Origin of the sequence: Shewanella sp. SM87, from assembly GCF_025653705.1 — a bacterium.
Classification (GTDB): Bacteria; Pseudomonadota; Gammaproteobacteria; order Enterobacterales; family Shewanellaceae; genus Shewanella; species Shewanella oncorhynchi.
Genome location: NZ_JAKKSC010000008.1, coordinates 13,860 through 37,343, shown reverse-complemented (window position 1 = coordinate 37,343; position 23,484 = coordinate 13,860). Strand labels below are relative to the sequence as shown.

The 23,484-nt window shown below is 42.9% G+C and carries 17 protein-coding genes; 11 read left to right on the top strand and 6 right to left on the bottom strand.

Annotated features, from left to right (window positions below):
• The first annotated feature begins 7 nt into the window (after positions 1–7).
• On the top strand, positions 8–1,321 hold the full coding sequence (gene pssA / locus L5M11_RS08230; protein ID WP_028759883.1) for a CDP-diacylglycerol--serine O-phosphatidyltransferase: 1,314 nt from the start codon (positions 8–10) through the stop codon (positions 1,319–1,321).
• Between the two features lie 153 nt (positions 1,322–1,474).
• Here the strand turns inward: pssA and emrD are convergent, their stop codons facing one another.
• The gene (emrD, locus tag L5M11_RS08225; RefSeq protein ID WP_263186411.1) at positions 1,475–2,707 is read right to left on the bottom strand and encodes a multidrug efflux MFS transporter EmrD; all 1,233 of its coding nucleotides are present in this window, start codon (positions 2,705–2,707) and stop codon (positions 1,475–1,477) included.
• A gap of 407 nt (positions 2,708–3,114) precedes the next feature.
• Positions 3,115–4,272 (bottom strand): class C beta-lactamase, encoded by a 1,158-nt coding sequence (gene ampC / locus L5M11_RS08220; RefSeq protein ID WP_411569096.1) that lies wholly within the window; start codon positions 4,270–4,272, stop codon positions 3,115–3,117.
• A gap of 435 nt (positions 4,273–4,707) precedes the next feature.
• Here ampC and L5M11_RS08215 point away from each other — a divergent pair, with 435 nt between their 5' ends.
• A complete protein-coding gene (locus L5M11_RS08215) occupies positions 4,708–5,472 on the top strand; it encodes a tRNA-uridine aminocarboxypropyltransferase (protein WP_263186414.1) in 765 nt (254 codons plus the stop codon).
• Positions 5,473–5,620: 148 nt separating this feature from the next.
• Here the strand turns inward: L5M11_RS08215 and L5M11_RS08210 are convergent, their stop codons facing one another.
• Both L5M11_RS08210 and L5M11_RS08205 read right to left on the bottom strand, forming a co-directional pair.
• Entirely contained in the window at positions 5,621–7,678 is a 2,058-nt protein-coding gene (locus L5M11_RS08210; protein ID WP_263186416.1) for a PhoX family protein, read from the bottom strand.
• Positions 7,679–8,097: 419 nt separating this feature from the next.
• Positions 8,098–9,213 (bottom strand): tyrosine-type recombinase/integrase, encoded by a 1,116-nt coding sequence (locus L5M11_RS08205; protein WP_263186417.1) that lies wholly within the window; start codon positions 9,211–9,213, stop codon positions 8,098–8,100.
• A gap of 590 nt (positions 9,214–9,803) precedes the next feature.
• On the opposite strand from L5M11_RS08205, the gene L5M11_RS08200 reads away from it, so the two are divergent.
• The 4 genes from L5M11_RS08200 to L5M11_RS08185 all read left to right on the top strand — a co-directional run bounded on the left by L5M11_RS08200 (position 9,804) and on the right by L5M11_RS08185 (position 13,442).
• Positions 9,804–10,331 carry a hypothetical protein gene (locus L5M11_RS08200; protein WP_263181381.1) on the top strand — a complete coding sequence of 176 codons (528 nt, stop codon included), beginning with the start codon at positions 9,804–9,806 and terminating at the stop codon, positions 10,329–10,331.
• A gap of 168 nt (positions 10,332–10,499) precedes the next feature.
• On the top strand, positions 10,500–10,838 hold the full coding sequence (locus tag L5M11_RS08195) for a hypothetical protein (protein ID WP_105252539.1): 339 nt from the start codon (positions 10,500–10,502) through the stop codon (positions 10,836–10,838).
• A 347-nt stretch (positions 10,839–11,185) separates the two neighbouring features.
• The gene (locus tag L5M11_RS08190; RefSeq protein WP_263181382.1) at positions 11,186–13,174 is read left to right on the top strand and encodes an ATP-dependent DNA helicase RecQ; all 1,989 of its coding nucleotides are present in this window, start codon (positions 11,186–11,188) and stop codon (positions 13,172–13,174) included.
• Positions 13,167–13,442 (top strand): hypothetical protein, encoded by a 276-nt coding sequence (locus L5M11_RS08185; RefSeq protein ID WP_028759892.1) that lies wholly within the window; start codon positions 13,167–13,169, stop codon positions 13,440–13,442. The genes L5M11_RS08190 and L5M11_RS08185 overlap by 8 nt, the downstream gene beginning before the upstream one ends.
• An 86-nt stretch (positions 13,443–13,528) precedes the next feature.
• Here the strand turns inward: L5M11_RS08185 and eco are convergent, their stop codons facing one another.
• The gene (gene eco, locus L5M11_RS08180; protein WP_113940406.1) at positions 13,529–14,080 is read right to left on the bottom strand and encodes a serine protease inhibitor ecotin; all 552 of its coding nucleotides are present in this window, start codon (positions 14,078–14,080) and stop codon (positions 13,529–13,531) included.
• A 641-nt stretch (positions 14,081–14,721) separates the two neighbouring features.
• Here eco and L5M11_RS08175 point away from each other — a divergent pair.
• The 5 genes from L5M11_RS08175 to L5M11_RS08155 all read left to right on the top strand — a co-directional run bounded on the left by L5M11_RS08175 (position 14,722) and on the right by L5M11_RS08155 (position 21,937).
• Positions 14,722–16,026 carry a cation diffusion facilitator family transporter gene (locus L5M11_RS08175; protein WP_263191839.1) on the top strand — a complete coding sequence of 435 codons (1,305 nt, stop codon included), beginning with the start codon at positions 14,722–14,724 and terminating at the stop codon, positions 16,024–16,026.
• Positions 16,027–16,521, top strand: a complete 495-nt coding sequence (locus tag L5M11_RS08170) for a MarR family winged helix-turn-helix transcriptional regulator (RefSeq protein ID WP_173496893.1) — start codon at positions 16,027–16,029, stop codon at positions 16,519–16,521. It begins immediately after the preceding gene.
• Between the two features lie 211 nt (positions 16,522–16,732).
• Complete coding sequence (locus L5M11_RS08165; protein ID WP_263186789.1) at positions 16,733–18,826, top strand: prolyl oligopeptidase family serine peptidase; 2,094 nt, start codon at positions 16,733–16,735, stop codon at positions 18,824–18,826.
• A 268-nt stretch (positions 18,827–19,094) separates the two neighbouring features.
• Complete coding sequence (locus tag L5M11_RS08160) at positions 19,095–20,720, top strand: phosphoethanolamine transferase (RefSeq protein WP_263191838.1); 1,626 nt, start codon at positions 19,095–19,097, stop codon at positions 20,718–20,720.
• A gap of 188 nt (positions 20,721–20,908) precedes the next feature.
• Positions 20,909–21,937, top strand: coding sequence for a GGDEF domain-containing protein (locus tag L5M11_RS08155; protein ID WP_028759897.1), 1,029 nt, complete (start codon positions 20,909–20,911; stop codon positions 21,935–21,937).
• A 462-nt stretch (positions 21,938–22,399) separates the two neighbouring features.
• Here the strand turns inward: L5M11_RS08155 and L5M11_RS08150 are convergent, their stop codons facing one another.
• Positions 22,400–23,449 carry a DNA-binding protein gene (locus L5M11_RS08150; RefSeq protein WP_109277765.1) on the bottom strand — a complete coding sequence of 350 codons (1,050 nt, stop codon included), beginning with the start codon at positions 23,447–23,449 and terminating at the stop codon, positions 22,400–22,402.
• Positions 23,450–23,484: the final 35 nt, after the last annotated feature.

Below are 23,484 nucleotides of genomic sequence, written 5' to 3'. Positions count from 1 at the left end.
GGATGCCTTGCTAGATAAGCTTGGTGGAATAGCCGTTCAACCCGAGGCTTTAACGTGGTTGCTCACGCCATGCCGTTTCAAGGCAGAATTACTCGCTCGTATTGCGAGCGCCAAGCACAGTATTTATATTGCGGCGCTGTATTTAGAAGATGACGAAGCGGGTCGTGAGATATTACAAGCCCTCATGGATGCCAAAGCGGCAAATCCAACGCTTGATATCAAAGTGTTAGTCGATTTTCACCGTGCGAGACGTGGCTTGATTGGCCATAAAGGTGATAGCGGCAACTATTTGATGTACCGTAGAGTTATGGCTGAAGCCGAACATCCCATAGATATCTTAGGTGTACCCGTCAAATCCCGTGAATTTATGGGTGTGTTGCATCTTAAGGGATTTATTATCGATGATGCCGTGATTTATAGCGGTGCCAGTCTCAATAATATCTATTTGCAACAACACGATAAGTACCGTTTCGATCGTTATCACTTGATTGAGTCTGCCGAATTAGCGCGCAGTATGCGCGCGATGATCCAGAAAAATATCATTTCTGATCCAGCTGTGTGTTCATTAACGCAAGATGCCGAGCAAGAAGTGCTACCACCAAAGACGGATATGCGTAGCTTTAAGCTGAGACTGTCTGATGCTGAGTATCAGTTTAAGGAGACCCGTGATGGCAATCGCATCACGCCGTTACTTGGGCTAGGACGTAAGAAAAACTTGCTCAATAAAGTGGTTGTCGCCTTGGTGGAAGAGTCAAAAGACTCGCTGTTTATTTGCACGCCCTATTTTAATCCGCCGTACATTTTAGTGCGCGCTTTAGCTAAGCATTTACGCAATGGCAAACGCATCGATATCGTTGTGGGCGACAAGACGGCTAACGATTTTTATATTCCGCCAGAGCAGGATTTCTCAACCATAGGTGCCTTGCCCTATATGTATGAGCAATCATTGCGTAAGTTCGCTAAACGCCAACAGTGGGCGATTGATAATGGTCAGCTGAATATCCATTTGTGGAAACATGGTATCAACAGTTATCACCTCAAGGGCATCAGTGCCGACGGTAATAAGCATTTGATCACAGGCTCGAACTTGAATCCAAGAGCTTGGGCGCTGGATCTTGAGAATGGTTTGTTGATCCAAGATGAAATTGGCTGCTGGAAAGCCCAGTTTGAAGCCGAGCAGGCACATATTCTGGAACACACACAGCGGTTATATCACTACAGCCAAGTGGACACCTTACAGAGCTATCCTGCGCCAGTGAAGAAGATCATGACTAGAATTCGTCGCCTTAAAGCTGATTTTTTACTGCGTCGCATTCTGTAACGATTAAAGCTATAGAAGCAATAAATTAATCGATATTTTTGATTTATTACAGTGTCTTATCGATTTAAAAAGCCCACAACAATGTGGGCTTTTTATTGACTGATGGTAATAGATTTAGCTTAAACCAAGAATTGTAGTTTCAAATCATATCCATTAAATCTGTGGCATTAAATTCTGGTGAGTATCATTTTGATCTTTGGCGTAATACAGAGACAGGATCACTAAAACCACCATCACAGCACTTAATAAACCTATGCTCAACTGGCCGCCCATAGGCACTAAAGACATAGTTAATGCGGCAAGTCCGGCGCCAAAATTTTGTAATCCCCCCAGTAATGCGCCCGCAATCCCCGCCTGACGTGGAAATGGCTCTAACGCAGCAGATGTTAGGGTAGGGAACAGCATGCCTGCGCCACTGAAGAATAAAATCGATCCAATAAGTAAACTCCAGCCAACCACTAAATTAAAAAGACCTGGGATCAACATAAATAATGCGCCAGCACCGAGTAACGCAACACCTTGGTAAACAACTCTTTGTGGCTTATTCTGTCGGCCCGCGATGAGTGCCCCCAGTAAGTAGCCAGGAATTGGCGCAACAAAATAGCAACTGACCATAAAAGGTGTCAGTCCGAGATATTGGCCATAGAGTACACCAGCAATGGCTTCAAACGCCGCAATACCGGCAAAGGTGGCGATCAATGAAAATAAATAAGCGCGAAACGCTCTATGGCGTAGGACATGCTTATAGGATTTGAAAACGGCTTGATGTTCCCGTTGCGTCTTGGGTAAAGACTCTTTAAAGAGGAATATTAACAACAGCCAGACCGCGACACCGAATCCCGCTAATACCCAGTATACGGCTTGCCAGCCAAAATAGGCCGCAGTGGCGCTGCCGATAAATGGTGCAAGCAAAGGTAAAAACACTACAGCCATAGAGACATAGCTATTAAATTTTACCAGTCGGTCACCAAAGTAGTGATCGCGGGGAATGCTACGGCATAATGCGCCTGCGCTGGCTGTGCCTAATCCTTGGATAAGGCTTGCCATAATTAGTTGGTTAAAGCTTGTGGCCTTCGCCGCGAATACAGCGCCTAGAACGAAAATTGCGATACCCACGACGAGTGGCATTTTGCGGCCAACGCGATCTGACACTGGGCCATACACAAATTGAAACATCCCGTAGGAGAGTAAGTAACAGGCCATCACGGCTTGTAGTTGGCTGGCGTCCACATGGAGCCCGAGTGCGATTTGTGGAAGGGCAGGTACAAAAATCGTCTGCGCCATTTGGCCACAGGCGACCATAAAGACAATCATTAACAGTAGGCTAGACTGACTCGCCGCTGGAGCGACATCGTGATGAATAGGAGAATGTGGCGTGCCTGACATGATATTTCCGAAAAAGGTCACTTAAGGTATTTGCGCGCATCTTACTCCCTAAAAGCGTAACTTCAAGTGTCAATCACATTGATTTAACGAAATAATTTTTAATGCGATGCATAAGTTTTTATCCTGATTTTAAGCTGTAAAGCTAAACTTACGATAGGTTATTTGTCTGTTAACTAGGTCGATGAGTTGCAAATGAATTAATACTCAGATTAACCCTTCACTGCCTATTTTCTTACATGGGAGTTTGCTTAAAAATATTGGCTATTAAGAGATTGGAGGTAAGTAAGTGGATAAGGTGCTTAATACAAGCCACCCTAAAAAAATCACGCTAAAAGGAACAAATAAGAAAGGAGATTGCGAATCGGCCTATCTCCTTATCTCCTTTAATAGTCGCGACTAGCAAGATGCTATTTTTGTAATTTCTCTATGCCCGTTAAAATCTGATACCCCACAGTCACCCGAGGCGGTACGGGATAATTTTTATTGCTTAACAATACTATGCCAAGCTTTTGCGCGGGAATAAATGCTGCATAAGCGGCAAAACCGCCAGTAGAACCTGTTTTATTGATCCACACATTTTGCTGCGGCGCGAGGGGCGGCACTATGGGTTTAACGGGTGTACTGCCAAACACGACTTCCTGAGTATGGCCCATAAGTATTTTATCAAGATCAATAGGATATGAGTAATGCTCCCAAATCATATCTTGGGTCATCATGCCCACATCAAAGTATCCCGTGTGGGTCTCATCGAGTGCCGTTTGCAGTGGTTTGGCAAGCGGGTGCATTTGCATATTGGCCTCAACAAATTGCAGTAAATCCTTGGCAGAGGTTTTAACGCCATAGGCTTCATCGGCTAATACACCGGGATTGACTCGCACTGGCATGTCTTGCTTATCATAGCCTTGGGCATAATCGGCCATTTTACTGCTCGGAACGTTAATGTAGCTGCTTGTCATACCCAATTGTGGAAATAGTGTTTGCTCAAGGGCTTGTGGAAAAGTTTTCCCTAAACTCTGCGCGGCAATCATACCGAGCAGCCCAATACTCGGATTGGCGTAATTTCTGTGGGTCCCCGCGGCAAATGACGGTTGCCAATGCTTAAGGTAATCCATTAACTCTGCGTTATTAGTGACCTTATCAGGAACTTGCATCGGCAAATCACCCGCTGTGTGGGTGGTTAAATTGATGAGACTAATCTTATCAAAATGGCTGCCTTTTAATGCTGAAACATAATCACTGGCCATATCCGTGAGTGTTAATTTACCTTCGCCCTGTGCATAGTTAGCCAGTGTTGCGGTAAAGGTTTTACTGATAGAGCCAATCTCGAACAGGGTATCTTCAGTCACACTTTGCCCAGAGGTTTTAGAACTGACGCCATATTGGTAAAAATACTGTTTACCCTCTATGGTGACGCCAATCACTGCGCCGGGAATAGCGTACTCAGCCATCAAAGGTTTCACCGCCGAATCTACAAGAGTCTGTATTTCTTTGGTATTAAGTGTTTTGGCGGCAGTGGCATGAGAGAATAGGGCCGCAGAGATGAGGATGCCGTTTAATAACGGCATTAAAGCGAACGGGGCTTTTGGGTGCATAATTGACCTTTCATTGAGACTGTATTTGTAGAGTAGATTTTCGCATGATATTAGGGCAATTCCACACTAAGTTAAGTCATTACTGATATTTAGCTTAAATACTCCCCCAATAAGTAAGTTAAACGTTAATTTGGTCGGTTTAGTGTTGCACGCTATTGCATACTAAGTGGTAACACAGATTAATACATTACAGCTTTTTTAAGAGATAATTGCTCGGTGCTCTAAAATTATCTCGCTGACGTTAGGCTGCAGATGAAACCATCAACCACTGACACCGGCCTTTTATCACGATAATGTATTACGCGATTGCACCATTGATGGCCAAGGGATAAACTGCGCCACCGCGACAAAAAAGTGCTAAATGATGTGGTCGCGATCCTTAATAAGTTTGATAGAGAATTGGTTTTTATGGCTTTAGCCCCCCATGCAGTGCACCATTTATATCAGTACCGTAAGTCTATTTCGACTAAACCCTTTGGTGCCCGCGGTAAAAAACTGATCCGCTGTCCATTATGCCTCTTAGGTGAGCAGTTCTGTACCTGTACGCTACGCCGTCAGTTAGATACTCACGCCAGTTTTCTGCTGATTATGTATAACGATGAGGTGTTAAAGCCGACTAATAGCGGACGACTCATCGCGGATCTTATTCCTGATACCCACGCCTATATTTGGTCACGTACAGAACCTGAAGCTGAGTTGCTTGCTTTGCTGAATTCGCCGCAATATCAACCCTATTTAGTGTTTCCTGCCCAGTATGCAGAGCAAGGGCAAACCGTACTGAACCAAGTGCCGATGTCGACATTGGCCGAAGGCAAACGGCCGCTACTTGTTCTGCTTGATGGCAGTTGGCGTGAAGCGATTAAAATGTTCCGTAAGAGTCCTTACTTACACTCACTGCCGTTGCTTTCCTTCGATCCAGACACGCTCGCGACCTATGCATTGCGTAAAGGTAGTCATGATTTTCAACTTGGCACCGCCGAGGTGGCATCATTGGCTTTAGGAGCGATTGGCGAAGCGGCTAATGGCAAAGCCTTAAGTACTTGGTTTGATTTGTTTGTTGAATCTTCCTTACTTGGCCGCAATCGCCGTTGCCGTGAGGACCTTCTGCCAATTACAGATTTTACCGATGCTTTTGAACTGGCCTTTGAACAAGCAAGTCGTAGTAAGAGTTAATAGATGTTGGATTTAATCTATTTTGAAAAAGGCTAGTTAACTATCTTCTTAAATAAAAAATCCCCTACAGTGAGGGGATTTTTTATGTGTAGCAATTAACTTATAGGAACTTCATATTTAAGAAGATACCTCGCACAAGCATAATTGTTTATACCGCGACTTCTTTACCATCTAACTTACGGATAACGACCGTAGCGGCGCGAGGGCGTAATGTGGTGCCCGCAGGCGTTTTTTCAGAGGCATTGGACGAATAAGGCCAATTACCGGGATGCTGAATGTTAGCAAAAACAGAAGTGTAATCAGGGCTAATAGCAAAACCCGTAACCTCACAGTCGTTTGGTCCAACAAAGAAACGCTTTAATTCCATTTGGTTATCAGCCGTTACGCCGAGCTGTTTCTCTTGGCCATCAACAAGCGTTGAAGGCACTATCGCTAGCATCTGATCGTTGGTTTCTTCTGCGACCTCCTTGGCTCCATTGTCGGTTTGAACCCACAAAATACCGCGTTGATCGAAGGCCAAACCGTCTGGGCTGGCAAATTGGTTAAGATCTGTTAAGCCTGATAAGTTTGTCTCTGCGTTACCATCACTTGGTGATCCGAATACGAAGATATCCCATGTAAATTCAGTATCTTTGTCACTTTCATCCCAACGAATAATATGGCCAAAGTGGTTTTTCAATCTTGGGTTCGCTGGATTGGTTTCAGTTCGTTTTGAGTTGTTGGTCAGGGTCAAATAAATTGAACCTGTGAAAGGATCGACAGCACACCATTCAGGGCGATCCATAGGTGTTGCACCAACAAGATCCGCTGCGCCCGCGGTGTTCAAAATAATCTCGGCTAAGCTAGCGAAAGTATTGCCTAGGGTTTTTCCGTCCGTAGTCTGGCTATCTAAGGTTAAAGGCAACCAAACACCACCACCATTTGCATTAAACTTAGCTGCATATAAAGTACCTTCGTTCATATACTTATCGCCAGTTTGTATGCGATTGCTGCTGTCAGCATCTTTTGCATCCCATGCCGCGGCCGAGACAAATTTATAGAGGTATTCGAATTGTGAATCGTGGCCAGAATAGAATACTACTGGCTTACCTTCGGTTAACTTGCCAAAGGTACATCCTTCATGGCGGAAACGACCAAGCGCGGTACGCTTTACTGCGCGTGATGTTGGATTGAAAGGGTCAATTTCAACAATATAACCGTGACCATTCGCTTCATTACGATAGTCATCTTGAGCACTTGCACCTTTTGGGGTGACATCAAAACGTGCGAATTCATCGAGACGTTCCTCATCATGACCTGCAAGATCATCCCAGCCATAACGTGTGCTGGTTTTGCTGATCCCAATGCGATTTTGCTCGGCAGTTAACGTACCACGGTTTGCGAAATAGCCTGGCCAGTTTTCTTCACAGGTTAAATAAGTGCCCCAAGGCGTGTAACCATTGCCGCAGTTATTTAATGTACCGCGAGCCTGACTACCGTCGGGAGAATAGCGGGTTTCGAGTAGAGAAGAGTAGGCGAGAGGACCGCTAATATCCATTACAGTCGCACCGGTGAATCGGCGGTTATGGTTATCATTGCTAACCACTTCCCATTGATTATTAACCAGTTTTATACGTACAACCGATACGCCATGGGCGTTGATTTCTTTACGTACCTCATCGATAATAGTGCGTAAACCTGAAGTAGGATCAAAAGTTTGTCCTGCAGGATGTAATGCAACTTCATCAATATATTCATGGTTAATGCAAAGTAAACCGTCATTACCCGTATCATTTAATGGAAAGAAATGCATGCCATCGTGGTGCATACCGACTGAGTTCGCTTGGTCATCGGCAGTGTTACTACCATCACTTTTCCATGGTGCTGCTTTTGCATTTAATGGTGTGCCCCATGGTGCAAGTACCTGCGCTGTATAGCCTTCTGGCACAACGACGGCATCTAAACGAGAACCCGCAACTGACGTAAAGTTTAGCTTGGCGGTACTTTTTGTCGGTGGCAAAGGTGTCACTGGATCAACAGGTTTTGTAACAGGGGCGTCATCTGATCCGCAAGCAGTTAAGCCTACACTGGCAAAAGCTGTCATAGCACTGAGGCCTAAACCACTTTTTACGAAGTTACGGCGAGATAAATGTTTATCCAACACTTGGTTAAATGGCTTGTTATTACTTTTATTATAAAGTGTAGGATCAAAGGTGGCCTTACTCATATATTACTCCGGCTAGTACGATGGATTAAATTTCGTGACTAAGGCTAAAGTATCAATATGACAATAAAGATGATTTTATATTACAATAATACTGCAGTGAGCAATAAACCCGATATGCTATAAAAATGTTAACCAGCAGTTTGCTATGGTCTAAGCTGCTGAGGTCAAAGTACCTCAATTAGGGTTTTTATTCTGCTATGATGTCAAATGTTGTGTCACAGATAAAAATATATAATGTGAAGTTATTGCTTTAATTATTTTTCAAATTAAAAATTGGAAATAATTTTAATATAATTACTGAATATCATTTTTTTCATAAACATGATAGATTTATATTTAACATTAAAATTGCTATTTTATTTTAGGTAAAAGACTAACTGATTCTTATCGAGTCATGATCTAGTTTAGTCTTTTGTGTTTTAGTCTCTTGGTTTTAAATAATGGCGAAGTGAGCGCGGATCGGTATGGCCAGTTCTGGCCATAATGTATAAATGATCTTTATCATTTTCATAGAGTTGAGTGACACAACCACTACGCAGACTGTGGGCACCATAAAACTTTGCAGGTAGGCCCGCTTTTGTGCAATATTTTTTAATGATGCGATAAATATCGTCTCCCGTGAGAAAACCACTATTTTTATGTAAACTTGAATTAGCTTCAGAGTGATGTTCTACTATTTGATAAGGGCGTAAATATTTCCCATCACGGGAAAGCGATCTAAATAAATGTCCATCCTCTATATTGGCGAGTGATAACCAATTTTTTACCGCGTTGAGTGCTGCAAAAGGTTCATGATCCGGCAGGTCTTTCCATTCCCGTTGACCTTGCTGATTGCTCTTCGAATAAGGTAGGCGCACTTTTAGCTTATTACGTAAAAAACTGACATATTGAACTTTTATATCTGCAAGTTCAGAACGGCGAAACCCACCTTGTAATCCTAACTGAATAATGGCTTTGTCTCTTGCTCGGGTTAATGGCTGCACTTGTTCATCGATAGCTTGAATGAGCATTTCCACTTCATCATACATAATCGGTTGTTGATCATAATCACTCACATGGCGAGATTGATTTCTGCTCAAGCCACGCATCACTCTGATCACCAGTGGATGTTCGGTAGGCGAGTGGAATCCTGCTTGAATATGATGGTAGCGAATGGCTGCCAACCTTGTGGTTAATGTTTGCTTTGAAAGTTGAACGCCAGTGCTTTCTTGGATCAATTCTTTTTGATGACCAATAAATGAAATTACGCTTCTTGGATCTGCGGGCAGGGCCTGCAGTTGGTGTTCGGCACAATAACGGCTAAATAGACTAAAGCTCGTATTATAAACACGGCGGGTGTTGGCTGAAATTTCATATTCAGTTTCTTCGGCAGCACTTAAATAATCACTTCGAACAGATTGTGGCAGGAAAGTCTCTTCAAAAAAACGTGGCCGTTCAGCACGGTTATTATTGTGATGATCTGATCCTGTCACTCTTTCATTCGTTACATTGGTGTTATTTTGAGCATTACTATTTGTCCGGATCATTTTAGACATGCCGTTGAAGTCACCTGATATCGAATTAAGAAGACGTAATTATACGCAAATCACACCTACATCTACCAGTGATAATCGTCATTATCACTGGTAGAGTGCTTATTTGTTCAAATAAACTTCTGTTATCGGAATAGGGCGCATTAAATAGCATTTAGTTGGTTTTTTTAGTTTAAAAAATAGCCAAGATAAACCTATTCTAACAATGGCGATTAATTAAGCGGATATAAAATTAAAGGCAATAATAGTATGAAATTCGTACTTTCTCTATGCAGTGGTTTCGAACTTAGTTAGTCAAAGATGCATAATTTTAAAGAATGGTTTAACCATTTTATTGGTTTTCTTGAATGGAATGCCGCTAAACTAGACTTGCGTGTTGGGTGAAATTTAAGCTAATAACGACAACCGCTTATCGGGTTATTAGCCTGTTATGAGTTGAGCTATTTCTGCCAAAGGCAAAATGACGCATAAGGGATCGATTCCCAGTCAATAAAATGGTTGAACCATATATTAATACTTATCGATTTGTACTAGCATGTGGTCCCATTTATTTCATCCGCATTAAACGCATGCTTAACTAAAGAAACTTATTTATGGAACCGCAAGCTTGGATATATCAACAAGACAAACCTACAGCAGGAAGAAAATTATTATTGCTTGAGGAAGCAGAATTAATTTTTGCCTTACCCTTAATTTATCGCCTTATCAATCCTGAAGCTGTGGCATCTAAACCGGATTGGTTTTGTGACGCTGAGTTACAAACGGTTTTCTATACTAAGTTGGTGACACAACTAAATGAATTGGTCCGATTACGCAAAAAGGCACAGCGGATCGACAACGAGCTTACTAATGTAAACAAAATGCTCAATCAGTATTTTACTGATTTTGGCTGGCGTATGGTTCGCAAAGAATTATCTCAAATAAAAAAACGGCAAAAAAAGTCTCATATTGAGCTGAGCAGGGATATTATTTTGAGGTTAAAACGTTATATGGAAACTCAAAAGTTAGACAGTTTTGACCAAGCCATTGATACCCTATTGTCAGAGCATAATGAAAATATTTCGCTTAATGTTTTACAACATACTGATGAGGATGTTGTAGGTGACATTATTGATGAATAGAACAAAATAACCGCGGATCTATGTTTTGAAGAATATGATTTTAAAGTTGTTCTATTGCCTAAAATGGATTATCTAATAAAGGTAAGTTAGCCGTGACTTATCTGTGCAGACACGTAAAATTACTGTTAAGATCTTATTTTTACGACTAGATAAGGCGGGGCATTAGAGATGAGTTTAAGTATTGCAAACGATAGGAAAATTGCGGTTTTATGCCGAATTGAACCTGGCTGTCTCGGACCTGATGGCGTAGATCATATTGAGGCTTTTTGTGCTTTAGCCCAGAAAGCGATGCAACATTTTGACGTCGATGTCGGCACTTGGGTATTGATCCCAAGATATGATAAAACCTTAGAAGAGATGCAATATAGTCTTGCAAATAAGCTGCTTTCGCGTGAGCAGGCAACTAAATATTTAGTTTCTATAGGGCGTGACATTGATGGTTTTGAAGAAAGATTTCAGGACAAACTGACGTCGCTGATCAATCTATATCTTGCTAGAAAACCTTAAATGCTCAATTTATCGGAGATGTATTTTTTGCTGAGATTCATCTGACGTCTTGTTTTTTCATAGGAGATATCGGATCGAATTTTTACAAATCGGTTTTATTTTCATATTTAATTGCTGACTAAAAAAGTAAATTAATTATATATTAATCATAGTTTTGCAACAAAATCTTCACCTATAATTACGCTCCTGATGAGCAGTTAAGTTGGCTTGAAAACTCAGTTGTTGCTAATTAACTCCGTAAAGTACGTCAAAATTTGCTAGACTAGTCGACTCACTTAATGCTGAATCTTTTTCTTGCGGTATGCCCGAATTTTGTGGGTGGTAAGGATAAGTGTAAAGGACGGTTGATGTTCAATCCCATTCCGGAAACCAATCCATACGTTAGTTTATTGCAGCAGGATTTCGGGTTTTCTGAATTTCGTCCTGGTCAAGCGCAAACGATAACACAACTTTTAGCAGGGAAGTCGAGTTTAGCGATTTTCCCGACAGGTTCTGGTAAATCCCTTTGTTATCAATTTACAGCATTGCAGTTACCCCATTTGAGTTTAGTGATTTCGCCTTTACTCGCCTTGATGAAAGATCAGCTGGAATTTTTGCAATCTAAGGGAATTCATGCGGCCAGCATAGATTCAACCTTAAGCGCTGAGCAGAGTCAGCAAGTGATGACAGATGCGCGCTCTGGCAAATTGAAAATTTTAATGGTCTCGGTGGAACGTTTCAAAAATGAACGCTTTAGGCAGTTTATTCAATCTGTTCCGCTGTCTATGCTGGTCGTCGATGAGGCGCATTGTATTTCAGAATGGGGTCACAATTTTCGGCCTGATTATCTTAAATTACCCGATTATCGGCGCGAGCTTGAGATCCCGCTGGTACTGTTACTGACGGCCACCGCGACACGTAAAGTGAAACTGGATATGGCCAAGCGTTTCGATATCGCGCCTGAACACATAGTACAAACGGGATTTTATCGACCCAATTTAGATTTGACAGTTCTGCCCGTGTCGACTCAAGAGAAAAATGCCTTACTGGTTAACCAGATAACATCATTCTCAGGTGCTGGTATTGTGTATGTGACATTACAGCAAACCGCCGAAACAGTCGCACGACTCTTGAGTCAACAAGGCATAGTTGCCAGTGCCTATCATGCTGGATTTGAAGATGAAAAACGTCAACAAATTCAAAATGATTTTATGCAGAATAAGCTGCAAGTGGTGGTTGCTACCATCGCCTTTGGTATGGGAATAGATAAGAGTAATATCCGTTTTGTGATCCACTATGATTTGCCTAAATCCATTGAAAACTACAGTCAAGAAATCGGCAGAGCAGGGCGTGATGGTGCGTTATCCCATTGTGTGACTTTAGCCAATCTTGACGGACTCAATACCGTTGAAAATTTTGTGTATGGCGATACGCCTGAGCGAGAAGGTATAGCGCAAGTCATTGAAGCAATTCGACTTGAACAAGATTCTGATCAGTGGGAATGTCAGCTTAATGGCGTGTCGACGGCGAGTAATATTCGCCAGTTGCCGTTAAAAACGTTACTTGTGCAGCTAGAAATTCTAGGTGTGGTTAAGCCGTTATTTGCTTACTACGCCGATGTTAATTACAAATTTTTAATGGATAAACATGTCATTCTGAGCCGCTTTAATCCAGAGCGGCAGGCCTTTTTGACGCAAATTTTTAATCATACGCAGATGAAGAAAATATGGGGCGCGTTAGATTTTGATGCCTTGTACAGTGCGACGGGCCATGAACGCAGTCGTGTATTGGCCGCGCTGGAATATTTAGCTGAACATCAGTTGATTGAATTAGAAACCAAACGAATTACCGATGTGTATCGGGTGGATGTTGCCGCATTAGCGCGTCCGGAACTCATCGATGAGCTGTACCATTATTTTATTGATAAAGAGCAGAAAGAAATTGCGCGAATAGCGCAGTTAGTCCGCTTTTTTGAGCTTGAGACGTGCTTAAGCCACAATTTATCGCGTTATTTTGATGATAATGAGGCACCGGCGGTCTGCGGTCATTGCAGTGTCTGCCGCGGTCATTTCGCTAAGTTGAGTTATTCGACGGAACCTACTTGGCCGACAGAACAGCAGATATTGGCTGATTTGCGTGAGTTGAAACATCATTTAACGGCTAAAGGCATTGGTGCATTGTCAATCGATACCTATTGTCGTTGCCTCGCTGGTATGTCAGTTCCTTTGGTGAGTCGTTTTCAAGTGCGTAAGTTGAGTGGTTTCGGCCGCTGTGAAAAATTGAGATATGCTGAAATTAAACAGAAAGTTGAGTCACTGTTGTCGCAACTAGATGATAAAAGAGTTGAACATGAATAAGGCCGTAAAAAAGATGTTAGCCACCCATGAACATTTGGTTCACTCTGAAGGTGTGACTGTGGTTTCGCATATGCAAAGGGAAAAGGCGGAGTGGATACAGCATACTGTTATGATTGAAGATTGTGACGTGCCGTTTAAATTTAGACGGGTCAAAAAGTATCGTAATCTGCAAGGGCAAAAGATCAATGTCATCTATTACCCAGAGACAGAAACTGTGGCAGGTTTTGAAATAGAAATTATGCAAGTCGTTAGAATTAAACGATTCTAGTTAATGCGCTTCGAGTCTTTGCTTTTATTAATCAGCAAAGACTCGAAGCGCATTTGATTGATGATGCAAGAGTTAAATTCGGCTATTTACTTGGAATATTGATAGGTTGAATCTACTTTCCAAGTTCTGAAACGCAGTTCAGCGCCTTCTGGTAGATAAAACACCTTAGGCAAGCGACTGTCGTAGCGCATTTTTAGTTCACCCGGAATACGTACAAAAGCTTCTTTCTTCGCCAATTCGAAACAGGCCATCATAGTGCTCGGGCCTTCAGCGATTTCATCCACTTGATAGTAGTTATAACCCCAACCTTGCACTGTCAGTTCCTTCAATTCCCCGCTTAATCCATGCTTATTGCAATCAACCATTTGAGTCTGACCAATTTGGATTTCGACCATGTAGTCATCTTCGTTTTCTAATTTAGGTAAGCTTAAAATGTGCTGCACCATACCTGCTGCCGGAGCAGGGAACATCTTAGTTGCTTCCTGTGCGCTGTAATCTTTTGGATCGAAACGTTGAATACTGATCATAGGCGCATTTAACCCTGTTGGATGTGGTGGGCTCACCGCCGCGGCATTGAATGACAATAGTGCAAATGCAAGGGGAACAGCGCTAACGCTAAATAAGGTCTTCAATTTCATTTTATTTCTCCTATCCGAACTGAATTGATGTCGATAAATTTGTCTGTGTTCTGCTCCCTATAAACGCAGCAGAGGTAAAAAAGGGTTAAATTATTCAATAAAAAATCGATTTTTTATTCAAATAATCTTTATCAATCTGAATAATAAGGGTTAATTACACTTTTCAATGACTTATTTTGTTAAGTTCGCAGCTATTTCAATTCTTTGCTGTGACTCTTTTATGACTCATATCATGCGAAAAATATACGAAATAGCCTAGATAAAAACCTTAAAACTTGGATTTCAACTTGCACTGAAAAGCCACCGCTGTGTCTGTCTATAACTGCATAAGGCTGTAATAAAGCCAATCTAACTCAGCTATGTGAGCTGTTTTTACTCATAAATCAAGCGCTAATCCATTAAACCTTGCCTGATATCCTTTGCCTAGTCTAGCTGCCTATCTTAATTCACATATCAGTGTCTCGACTGATGGCAGGAGGGCAGATGCATTATGGGGATTCAAATACATGTTTAAAAGTTTGAAAACAGTATATCTTGATAAATATTTAATTTGATCTTCATATATTTTGATTTTCAAACTATAATCCAAGCGACGAGTTTTTCACCATGAATAGCGATAGAAATGGAGCAGGGGCCATACAATGAAATCAATGACAGCCGAGCAAGCGACAGGGCATCAAGCTACTACGGGAAGCCGCCAAGGGCATTCACTCGCCCAGTGGCAGCACGCCCATGAGTTTTCGAGTCAGAACCGCGATGGCGAGAAGAACACTCGCTATGTACTGTATTTAACCGTGATCACTATGGTGGCTGAAATTGCTGCCGGAACCATCTACGGTTCTATGGCACTGCTCGCCGACGGTTGGCACATGGGAACCCATGCCGCGGCCTTTATGATCACGTTATTCGCCTATTCGTATGCCCGTAAACATGCTAACGATCCTGCATTTGCTTTCGGTACTGGCAAAGTGAGTGTGCTTGGCGGTTATACCAGCGCAATAGCGCTAGGACTTGTGGCACTGGTGATGTTAATTGAATCGGGAATGCGACTGATTAACCCTGAGCAAATCCATTTTAACGAAGCCATATTTGTGGCTGTCATAGGTTTGAGCGTTAATGTGCTGAGTGTATTTTTACTCAAAGATCACCATACCCACGACCATGGGCATCACCACGGGCACGCTCATGGTCATAGTCACGATCATGGACATCAAGATGATCATGAAGACGAGCATGCTCATCACAGCTGCGAAGCACACTCCTCCCATGACGATCACGTCCATACGGCTCATTCACATGGTGCGGGTCCACATTCACATGATGACTCACATGCACACGATGAAAGTCATCAAGATCATAGCCATTGCCATCATAAACAGGAGCACCATGCTGCTGAGCATGAGCATGAGCATGAGCATGAGCATGAGCATGAGCATGAGCATGAGCATGAGCATGAGCATGAGCATGAGCATGAGAGTCAGAAGGCACACGGTGGTCATGATCACAACCTACGCGCCGCCTATTTTCACGTATTAGCCGATGCGTTAACGTCAGTGCTCGCCATTGCGGCCTTGTTGTTTGGTAAATACATGGGACTGACTTGGCTCGATCCAGTTATGGGTATCGTGGGTGCTGTGATTATTAGTCGTTGGTCATGGGGCCTCATTCAGCAAACGAGTCCTATCTTACTTGACGGTGGTGTTAAAGCGTCATTGCAGCGTAAGGTCGTGGAAACTCTTGAGGCCGTACCGGATCATCAAGTGGCCGATTTACATCTTTGGCGAGTGAGTGCCGATCACCATGCTATTATGGTGTCTATCGTGTCCCATTCACCGAAAGATGTCAGTTATTTTAATCAGTTACTGTCACAATTTCCTGAATTGGCCCATATCACTATTGAACTCCATACTTGCCGTCAGCGCGAGTGTATGGCTAAGGAAGCCTAAATGACTGTTAAACATCATCATTCATCAAACCTGAATTCAAGTGAGCCGCATTTGCCTACTGCTCATTCAACGGCCGCACATTCAACAGATCATGCATTAAATCATGTGATTATTGAATTTTACGAAAAACTGTCATCTTGGGAACACGCCATTGTGCGTGACAAAGGTTTTAGCCTATCGCAGGTGCACACCATTGAGTTACTCGGCGTGCACGGCGCTATGAGGATGAAAGAACTGGCGGATAAAATTGGTGTCACAACAGGTACACTAACGGTTCAAATCGACAAAATGGTTGAAGCTGAGTGGGTTGTACGTCGTCCCCATGAAACCGATCGTCGTTCGATTCTGGTGGAGTTAACCGAAAAGGGCCAAACTTTGTTCCTCGAACATGATGCATTACATCTACAACTCACTACAGATCTCACCGCTAAAATGAGCAGTGAGGAACGAATCGTACTTCTCAATTTGTTGTCTCGTATGAATAACGAGTTTTAATTTACCCTATTTCATCCACTAAAAAGCGTCCCTCGTGGACGTTTTTTTATAGCATGACATTTTTAAAAACGCGATTCATTCTAGATTAATCATCAGCTATTACAGTATCTTACCTTTTGTTACATTCTTGTTGGATTAATAGTTCAACTGGATATTAATTAAGGTAATGTAAGGGCAGATCTCAAGATGGACTTTGTTTAAAAGGAATAGAATGAATAATAAATTACTGCCTTTGTGCATTGCAGGAGTGCTCGGTATGAGCGGTCAACTTCACGCAGAAGAAGATAAATACATTTGGTTAGAAGATGTTGAAGGCGCAAAGCCGATGGAATGGGTGAAAACCCAAAATGCTGCATCTGCCGCCGAAATTAAAGCGTTTAAAGGTTTTGATACCTTAGTGGCGAACAGTCTCGCCATCCTGAACGATAAAGAACGCATTCCCTACGCGACCCACATTGGCGACAAGTTATACAACTTTTGGAAGGATGACACCCATGTGCGCGGTATTTACCGCCGTACTACCATGGAAGAATATGCTAAACCCGATCCCAAATGGGAAACCGTGCTTGATATCGATGCCCTAGGTAAAGCTGAATCCGTCAATTGGGTATTTAAGGATATTAGCTGTCAGTATCCCGAAAATGAGCGCTGTTTTGTCTCACTTTCCCGCGGCGGTGCCGATGCGGTGGAAGTGCGAGAATTTAATTTAAATACTAAATCCTTTGTTGCCACCAAAGATAAGCCATTCTTTTTGAAAGAAGCCAAATCAAGTCTGAGCTGGATAGATAAAGACCACGCCTTTGTCGGTACTGATTTTGGTGATGGTCAAAGCATGACTGACTCAGGTTATCCACGGGAGGTGAAACTCTGGCAACGTGGTACAGCACTCGAGCAAGCGAAACCGATTTTCACTGGTGACAAAACCTCTGTCGCTGTATCAGGCTGGGTTTTATTCGATGATAAAACGCCGCTGAGTTTAGTCACCGAGGCACATACTTTTTATACCGCCAGCCAATATGTCTATCAAGATGGCAAACTCATAGGGTTGCCATTACCTCAAGATGCTGAGATTAAAGGTTATTTTAAAGGTAAGTTATTTATTGAGTTAAAGAGCGATTTAACCAATAAAGACGGTAACTTTAAGCAAGGCGCGGTCGTGTATGCCGATGTGGCGGATCTTATCGCCCAAAAAGCCAAATTTAGTTTATTTGTGAGCCCGACTCAGACCGCATCGATAGCGCAGCTTAGTTTTAGTAAGAGTGCGATTTTCGTTAATTGGCTCGATAACGTGAAAAGCAAATTAGTACGGTATGAGCAAGACGAAAAGGGCGCTTGGCAAAGCTCCCAAGTCCCATTCGAAGCGAATGGGACCTTGACGGTAATGGACGTTGAGCAAGACAGTGATGATTTTTTCGTGAATTACACCAGTTTTCTTGAGCCTTCAAGCCTCTATACGGTTAATGTAAAAACCCTAAATCCGAAGAAAATTAAAGGTATGCCGCAACAGTTTGCTGCGGATAAGTTTAAAACTGAGCAATACTTTGCGACGTCTAAAGATGGCACTAAAGTACCGTACTTTGTGGTGATGGCTAAGGATCTTAAGTTAGATGGCACTAATCCTACGCTACTTTATGGCTATGGTGGGTTTGAAGTCTCACTGCGTCCATCCTATTCGGCCACCATTGGTAAGAACTGGTTAGAGCAGGGCGGCGTCTATGTGTTATCTAACATTCGTGGCGGTGGCGAATATGGCCCAGCTTGGCATCAAGCGGCGTTAAAGCAAAATCGACATAAAGCCTATGAGGATTTCGAGGCAATAGCGGAAGATTTGATTGCCCGTAAAATTACATCAAGTAAACATTTAGGCATCCAAGGAGGCAGTAACGGTGGCCTGTTAATGGGGGCGGCATTTACCCGCAGACCGGATCTGTACAACGCTGTAGTGTGCCAAGTACCTCTGATTGACATGTTTAGATTCAATAAGTTACTCGCCGGTGCCAGCTGGATGGGCGAATACGGTAATCCGGATATTCCTGAGGAATGGGCTTACATTAAAACTTATTCTCCGTACCATAATCTGCATAAAGACGTGCATTATCCAAAGGTCTTTTTCACCACATCGACCCGTGATGATAGGGTTCACCCAGGTCACGCCCGTAAGATGGTTGCTAAGATGAAAGACATGGGAATTGATGTCTTGTACTACGAAAATATTGAAGGTGGCCACGCCGGCGCTGCAGATAATAATCAAGCCGCGGAACTTAATTCAATGGCGTTTGCCTACTTATTACAGCAATTAAGATAATTACCGCTGGGTTAGCATGAATTGTTAACTCTTCACTGGTAAAACCGAGCAAGACCCTAATAGGTTGGGGAGCAGAAAACGGTCGAACTTATTGAGGTTCGGCCGTTTTTTTAAGTTTATTATTTAATGTTAACAATACCCACAGATAATTTGAGCCATTGCCGAGAGCTTGCTACTATTGCGAAAAAATTTCACTGTCAAAGGCTAAGACTACCTTAAGAATACTAAGTTATTCTCGACAAACAACTAATTTGAGTGAGAGCTATCAGTGTTAGCAAGATTTAAGACTCTATCGGTGAATCGATTCACTTTTATCACAGCGTTATTTTACGTCTGTATTTTCAATATCCCATTGTTTGGCATCATTAAGAAAGGCATTGAAAAACAACCTGATGTAGATCCTATCTTCATCGCTACTGTGCCGTTGTTTTTAACCTTTGCACTCAGTTTTATATTTTCCTTATTTACGGTGAAGTATCTCGTTAAACCGTTTTTCATCTTACTCACCTTGTTATCATCGAGTGTGTTCTTCGCTGCCTACCAATACAATGTCGTCTTCGATTACGGCATGATAGAAAACACTTTTCAAACCAATCATGCCGAAGCGTTCATGTATGTGAATTTCGCTTCAATAATGAATATGTTACTGACGGGGATTTTACCCGCGTACCTTATCTATAAAGCGGATATTCAGTACAAACCTTTCCTAAAAGAATTACTGCATAAAGTGCTTTTTATGCTAGCGATGTTGGCAGGACTGGGCATTATTGCTTTCTTCTATTTTCAAGATTACGCGGCCTTTGGCCGTAACAACGACGAGCTAAAACGTTATATCGTGCCGACGTATTTTATCGGTGCGGTGTCTAAGTACATCAATGTGCAGTACTTGCAAACGCCAATGGAATATCAGCAACTTGGCCTCGATGCAAAAAATGTCAGTGCCAACTCAAATGGAAAACCGAATTTATTAGTCCTAGTCGTGGGGGAAACCGCGCGTTCAATGAGTTATCAGTATTATGGCTACGACAAGCCAACCAACGCCCATACCCAAGACCAAGGATTAATAGTCTTTAAAGATACCCATTCATGTGGCACGGCAACGGCGGTATCTTTGCCTTGCATGTTTTCTCGCATGGGACGGGAAGATTACGATTCACGCCGTGCCTATGCTCAAGACACCGCCGTTGATGTGTTGGATCATGGCGGTATTAAAGTGCAATGGTTTGACAATGATTCTGGCTGTAAAGGGGTGTGTGACCAAGTTGAAAACATAACCATTGATTTGAACAGTGATCCTAAGTTGTGCACAGGCCAATATTGTTTCGACCAAGTATTACTGAACAAATTAGATGAAGCCTTAGCCAACGCAGAACGCAAAGATACTGTGATTGTATTGCATGTTATTGGTAGTCATGGCCCGACTTATTTCTTACGTTATCCAGCAGAACACCGTAAGTTCACACCGGATTGTCAGCGCAGTGATATACAAAACTGCAGTGAAGATGAGCTGATGAATACCTATGACAATAGTATTTTGTACACTGACTATATTATTAGCGAAGTGGTTAAAAAGTTAGAAAACCAACAAGATAAATTTGATCCAGCCATGTTGTATCTGAGCGATCATGGCGAGTCTTTAGGCGAAAAAGGCATGTATTTACATGGCGCGCCTTACAGTATCGCACCGATTGAGCAGACGAGCATTCCTATGCTTGCTTGGGTGTCAAAAGATTTTAGCAAAGATAATCAATTGGATATGGATTGTTTGGCTGAGCATGCGGCGAAAGGTGGTTTTTCCCATGACAATTTATTCGATAGTCTATTGGGACTAATGAATATCAAAACTGAGGTATATCAGCCTGAATTAGATATCTTTGCTCGCTGCCGCGGTTAATTGTGGACTTAATTGTCGCGAGGTTTAGCTCGTTCTAGTTGGTTCGACACCATGATGAGGAAGAGGATGGCAACATCCTCTTTTCTTTTGCTCCCTGTCATAATAATTGATTTCTCTCATATCCAAATCGAATCAGTTGAGTTAACTTAATATATACAAAAACATAACAAATCTATGGTTCGCGATTTATGTCTTCTACTGCAGAAAATAAAGAACTTGATTCTGCCGCGCAAATTTTACGTTTGGCCGTGCCGCAAATGTCTGCCCTCGATATTCCTGTTACTCCTGAAAATTACACTGTTTGGTATGAATATTTTGCAGGCACAAATCTCGATTTAAATCGCGCGATTGATGGTTTTTTGGCGAATTCTGTCTCTTTTACCAAGGAAGTTAATACCAGTCTTTATAAAACCTTTATCCAAGAACAGTCACCAGAAGTAATTGAAAATGTTCAGATTGAAACACAAATCTTGATCAATAGCCTGCTGAATAAAATCAGCCAGTTGAGTCAAGGAACCGCGGCATTTTCTGGCTCATTAGCCGAGTTTGGTTTGCGATTACAGACTAATCCCGATATCAATACCTTGAACGAGCTGGTTGATGGTGTGGTCGATGAGATGCAGATGCTACTTATCAACAACCGTGAGATGGAGCAAAGTCTGTGTACCATGGGTCAAGAAGTACAAAATCTTAAATCTGAAATGGAAAATCTTAGCCTCGCGGCTATGACAGACCAATTAACGTCTCTGCATAATCGCCGCGCCTATGAATTGAGTATTCAGGATCAAATCTACCGTTCACAAGATCACCAGACCCGCTGTAGTCTCTTACTGATTGATATCGATAACTTTAAAGCCTTTAACGACACCTATGGCCATTTGACCGGCGATAAAGTATTGGCCTATGTCGCATTAGCCTTAAAGCAATGTGTGCGTGGGGATGACTTTGTTGCGCGTTATGGCGGCGAAGAATTTGTGGTGGTGCTACCTAACACCCATTTTCACGACGCATTGCAAGTGGCTGAAAATCTGCGTGAACGTATTTCTGAGCGACGCTTAACGGTAGGGAAAGACAAAAAGCTTTCCCTTGGCGCGATTACTGTCTCGATTGGGATGGCCTCATTGCAACAGGGGGATGATGCTGAAACGCTGTTTAGTCGCGCCGATAAAGCACTGTACCAAGCTAAGTCCGAAGGCCGTAACTGTGTTAGAGGCTGAGAATGTGGGTGCGAGTGTCGATGTTTCAAGACGTTAAGTATTAGCTCGGTCGCTATTTCGTTAAATAATCATTTACTTAGGATAACAAAACGCCGCAATGATTTGCGGCGTTTTTGTTCGTCTGGGACCAGCGGGGGCATTTGAACGAAAACCTACGGTTTTGAATCCTGTGGCACCCTCGTAACCGTAGGTTTTCGTTTGATAGCCGTTAATCCCTGTATTTGAGGTTCGGCTGCATTCGGCCGGTAAAAGCGTTGAATTTAGCCGCAAAACCTATAACACATTGATAATATGTAGGAATATCAATATTCTTTTTCCACCTGACGTTGGTCGAATCGATGCTTCTCCTTGGCCTGCAGGGTCTTGTGGAAGAACCGACAAATTTGCCAAGTTTGCTCGTTTAGGGGCTGGCAACGATTTCTGCATTTGCAGCCAGACGATCAAAACACATCCATTAAATCGTTATAGCGAACTTTGAAGCTGTTTAAACTGCCCTTGGATCACTGCTTTTTCCTGAAGAATCACCTTATTCTCATCGGTCAGAAATGCCACTTTATCCTGGGCGGTTTTCAGTTCTGCTTTGGTGGTCTCCAATGCGTGGGATAACACGGCCACTTGCTTTTCGATATCAGCTTTCTGAGTGGTGAGCACGGCCATGCTTTCCGCCAATTGATCATTTTTATACTGGTATTCCCGGCAGCTTGTCACGGCTTCTTCATACTCGTGTTTTAGGTTCTGGATATCTTCTATCTTTCCCTTCAGGTCGCTATTTAGCGCCGCATTGGCCTGTTTTAATTCATCGGCATGTCGTTGTAACTGCGCATTGGAGTTATACAGCTCTGACGCTCTCGACTCAGCCTGGGCGAGCCGGTGTTGCAGATCCGAGATCTGATCCTTCAGCCCCTGGTTAACTGAATGGAACTGTTCGCGCTCCTGCTGGCGGTCTTCGGCAGTACGCTGCTGGTAATGTTCGAAATGATCGCGAATATCCCGGTTTTCTTGCCTGAGTTCACTGATACTCTCCTTCAAGTCGTTGGCTCGCGTAAGCGCTTCGTCCCGCTGAGACTCGGCCTTTGCCAGGCTGACACGCGCGTCTTCCAGGGACTTGTCTTGTAGGCTTTTTTCCTCGGTAATTCGTGCTATCTGGTTCTCAAGGTCCCGTTGTCGGGCAGTAATTTGCGCGATGGTGTTGTTGGCATAGGTCAACTCTTTGCGGAGTTCTTCCTTTAAAGTTTCGAATTCCTGGCGAGCTTGTTCGATACGGTGGTCGGCCATCTGCTGTACCCGCTCATGCAGGGACTTTACCACTTCGATCAAGTCGTTCGGCAGTCCACTGATATCGGCTGCCTCCCCATTGTCCGACCGCCAACGCTTGAGCAATGGCGCGATGGTGCTTTTGCTGCCGGTGCCCAGGTGTTCGCGCACCCTATCCACCGTGGGTTCCTGGCCATGTGTTTTAATGACTTCAGCGGTTTTAGCGATATCGTGATAAGTGACTCCGGCACGGGCCATGGTGATTCCTCTCGGATTATTTAGTAACATATTAC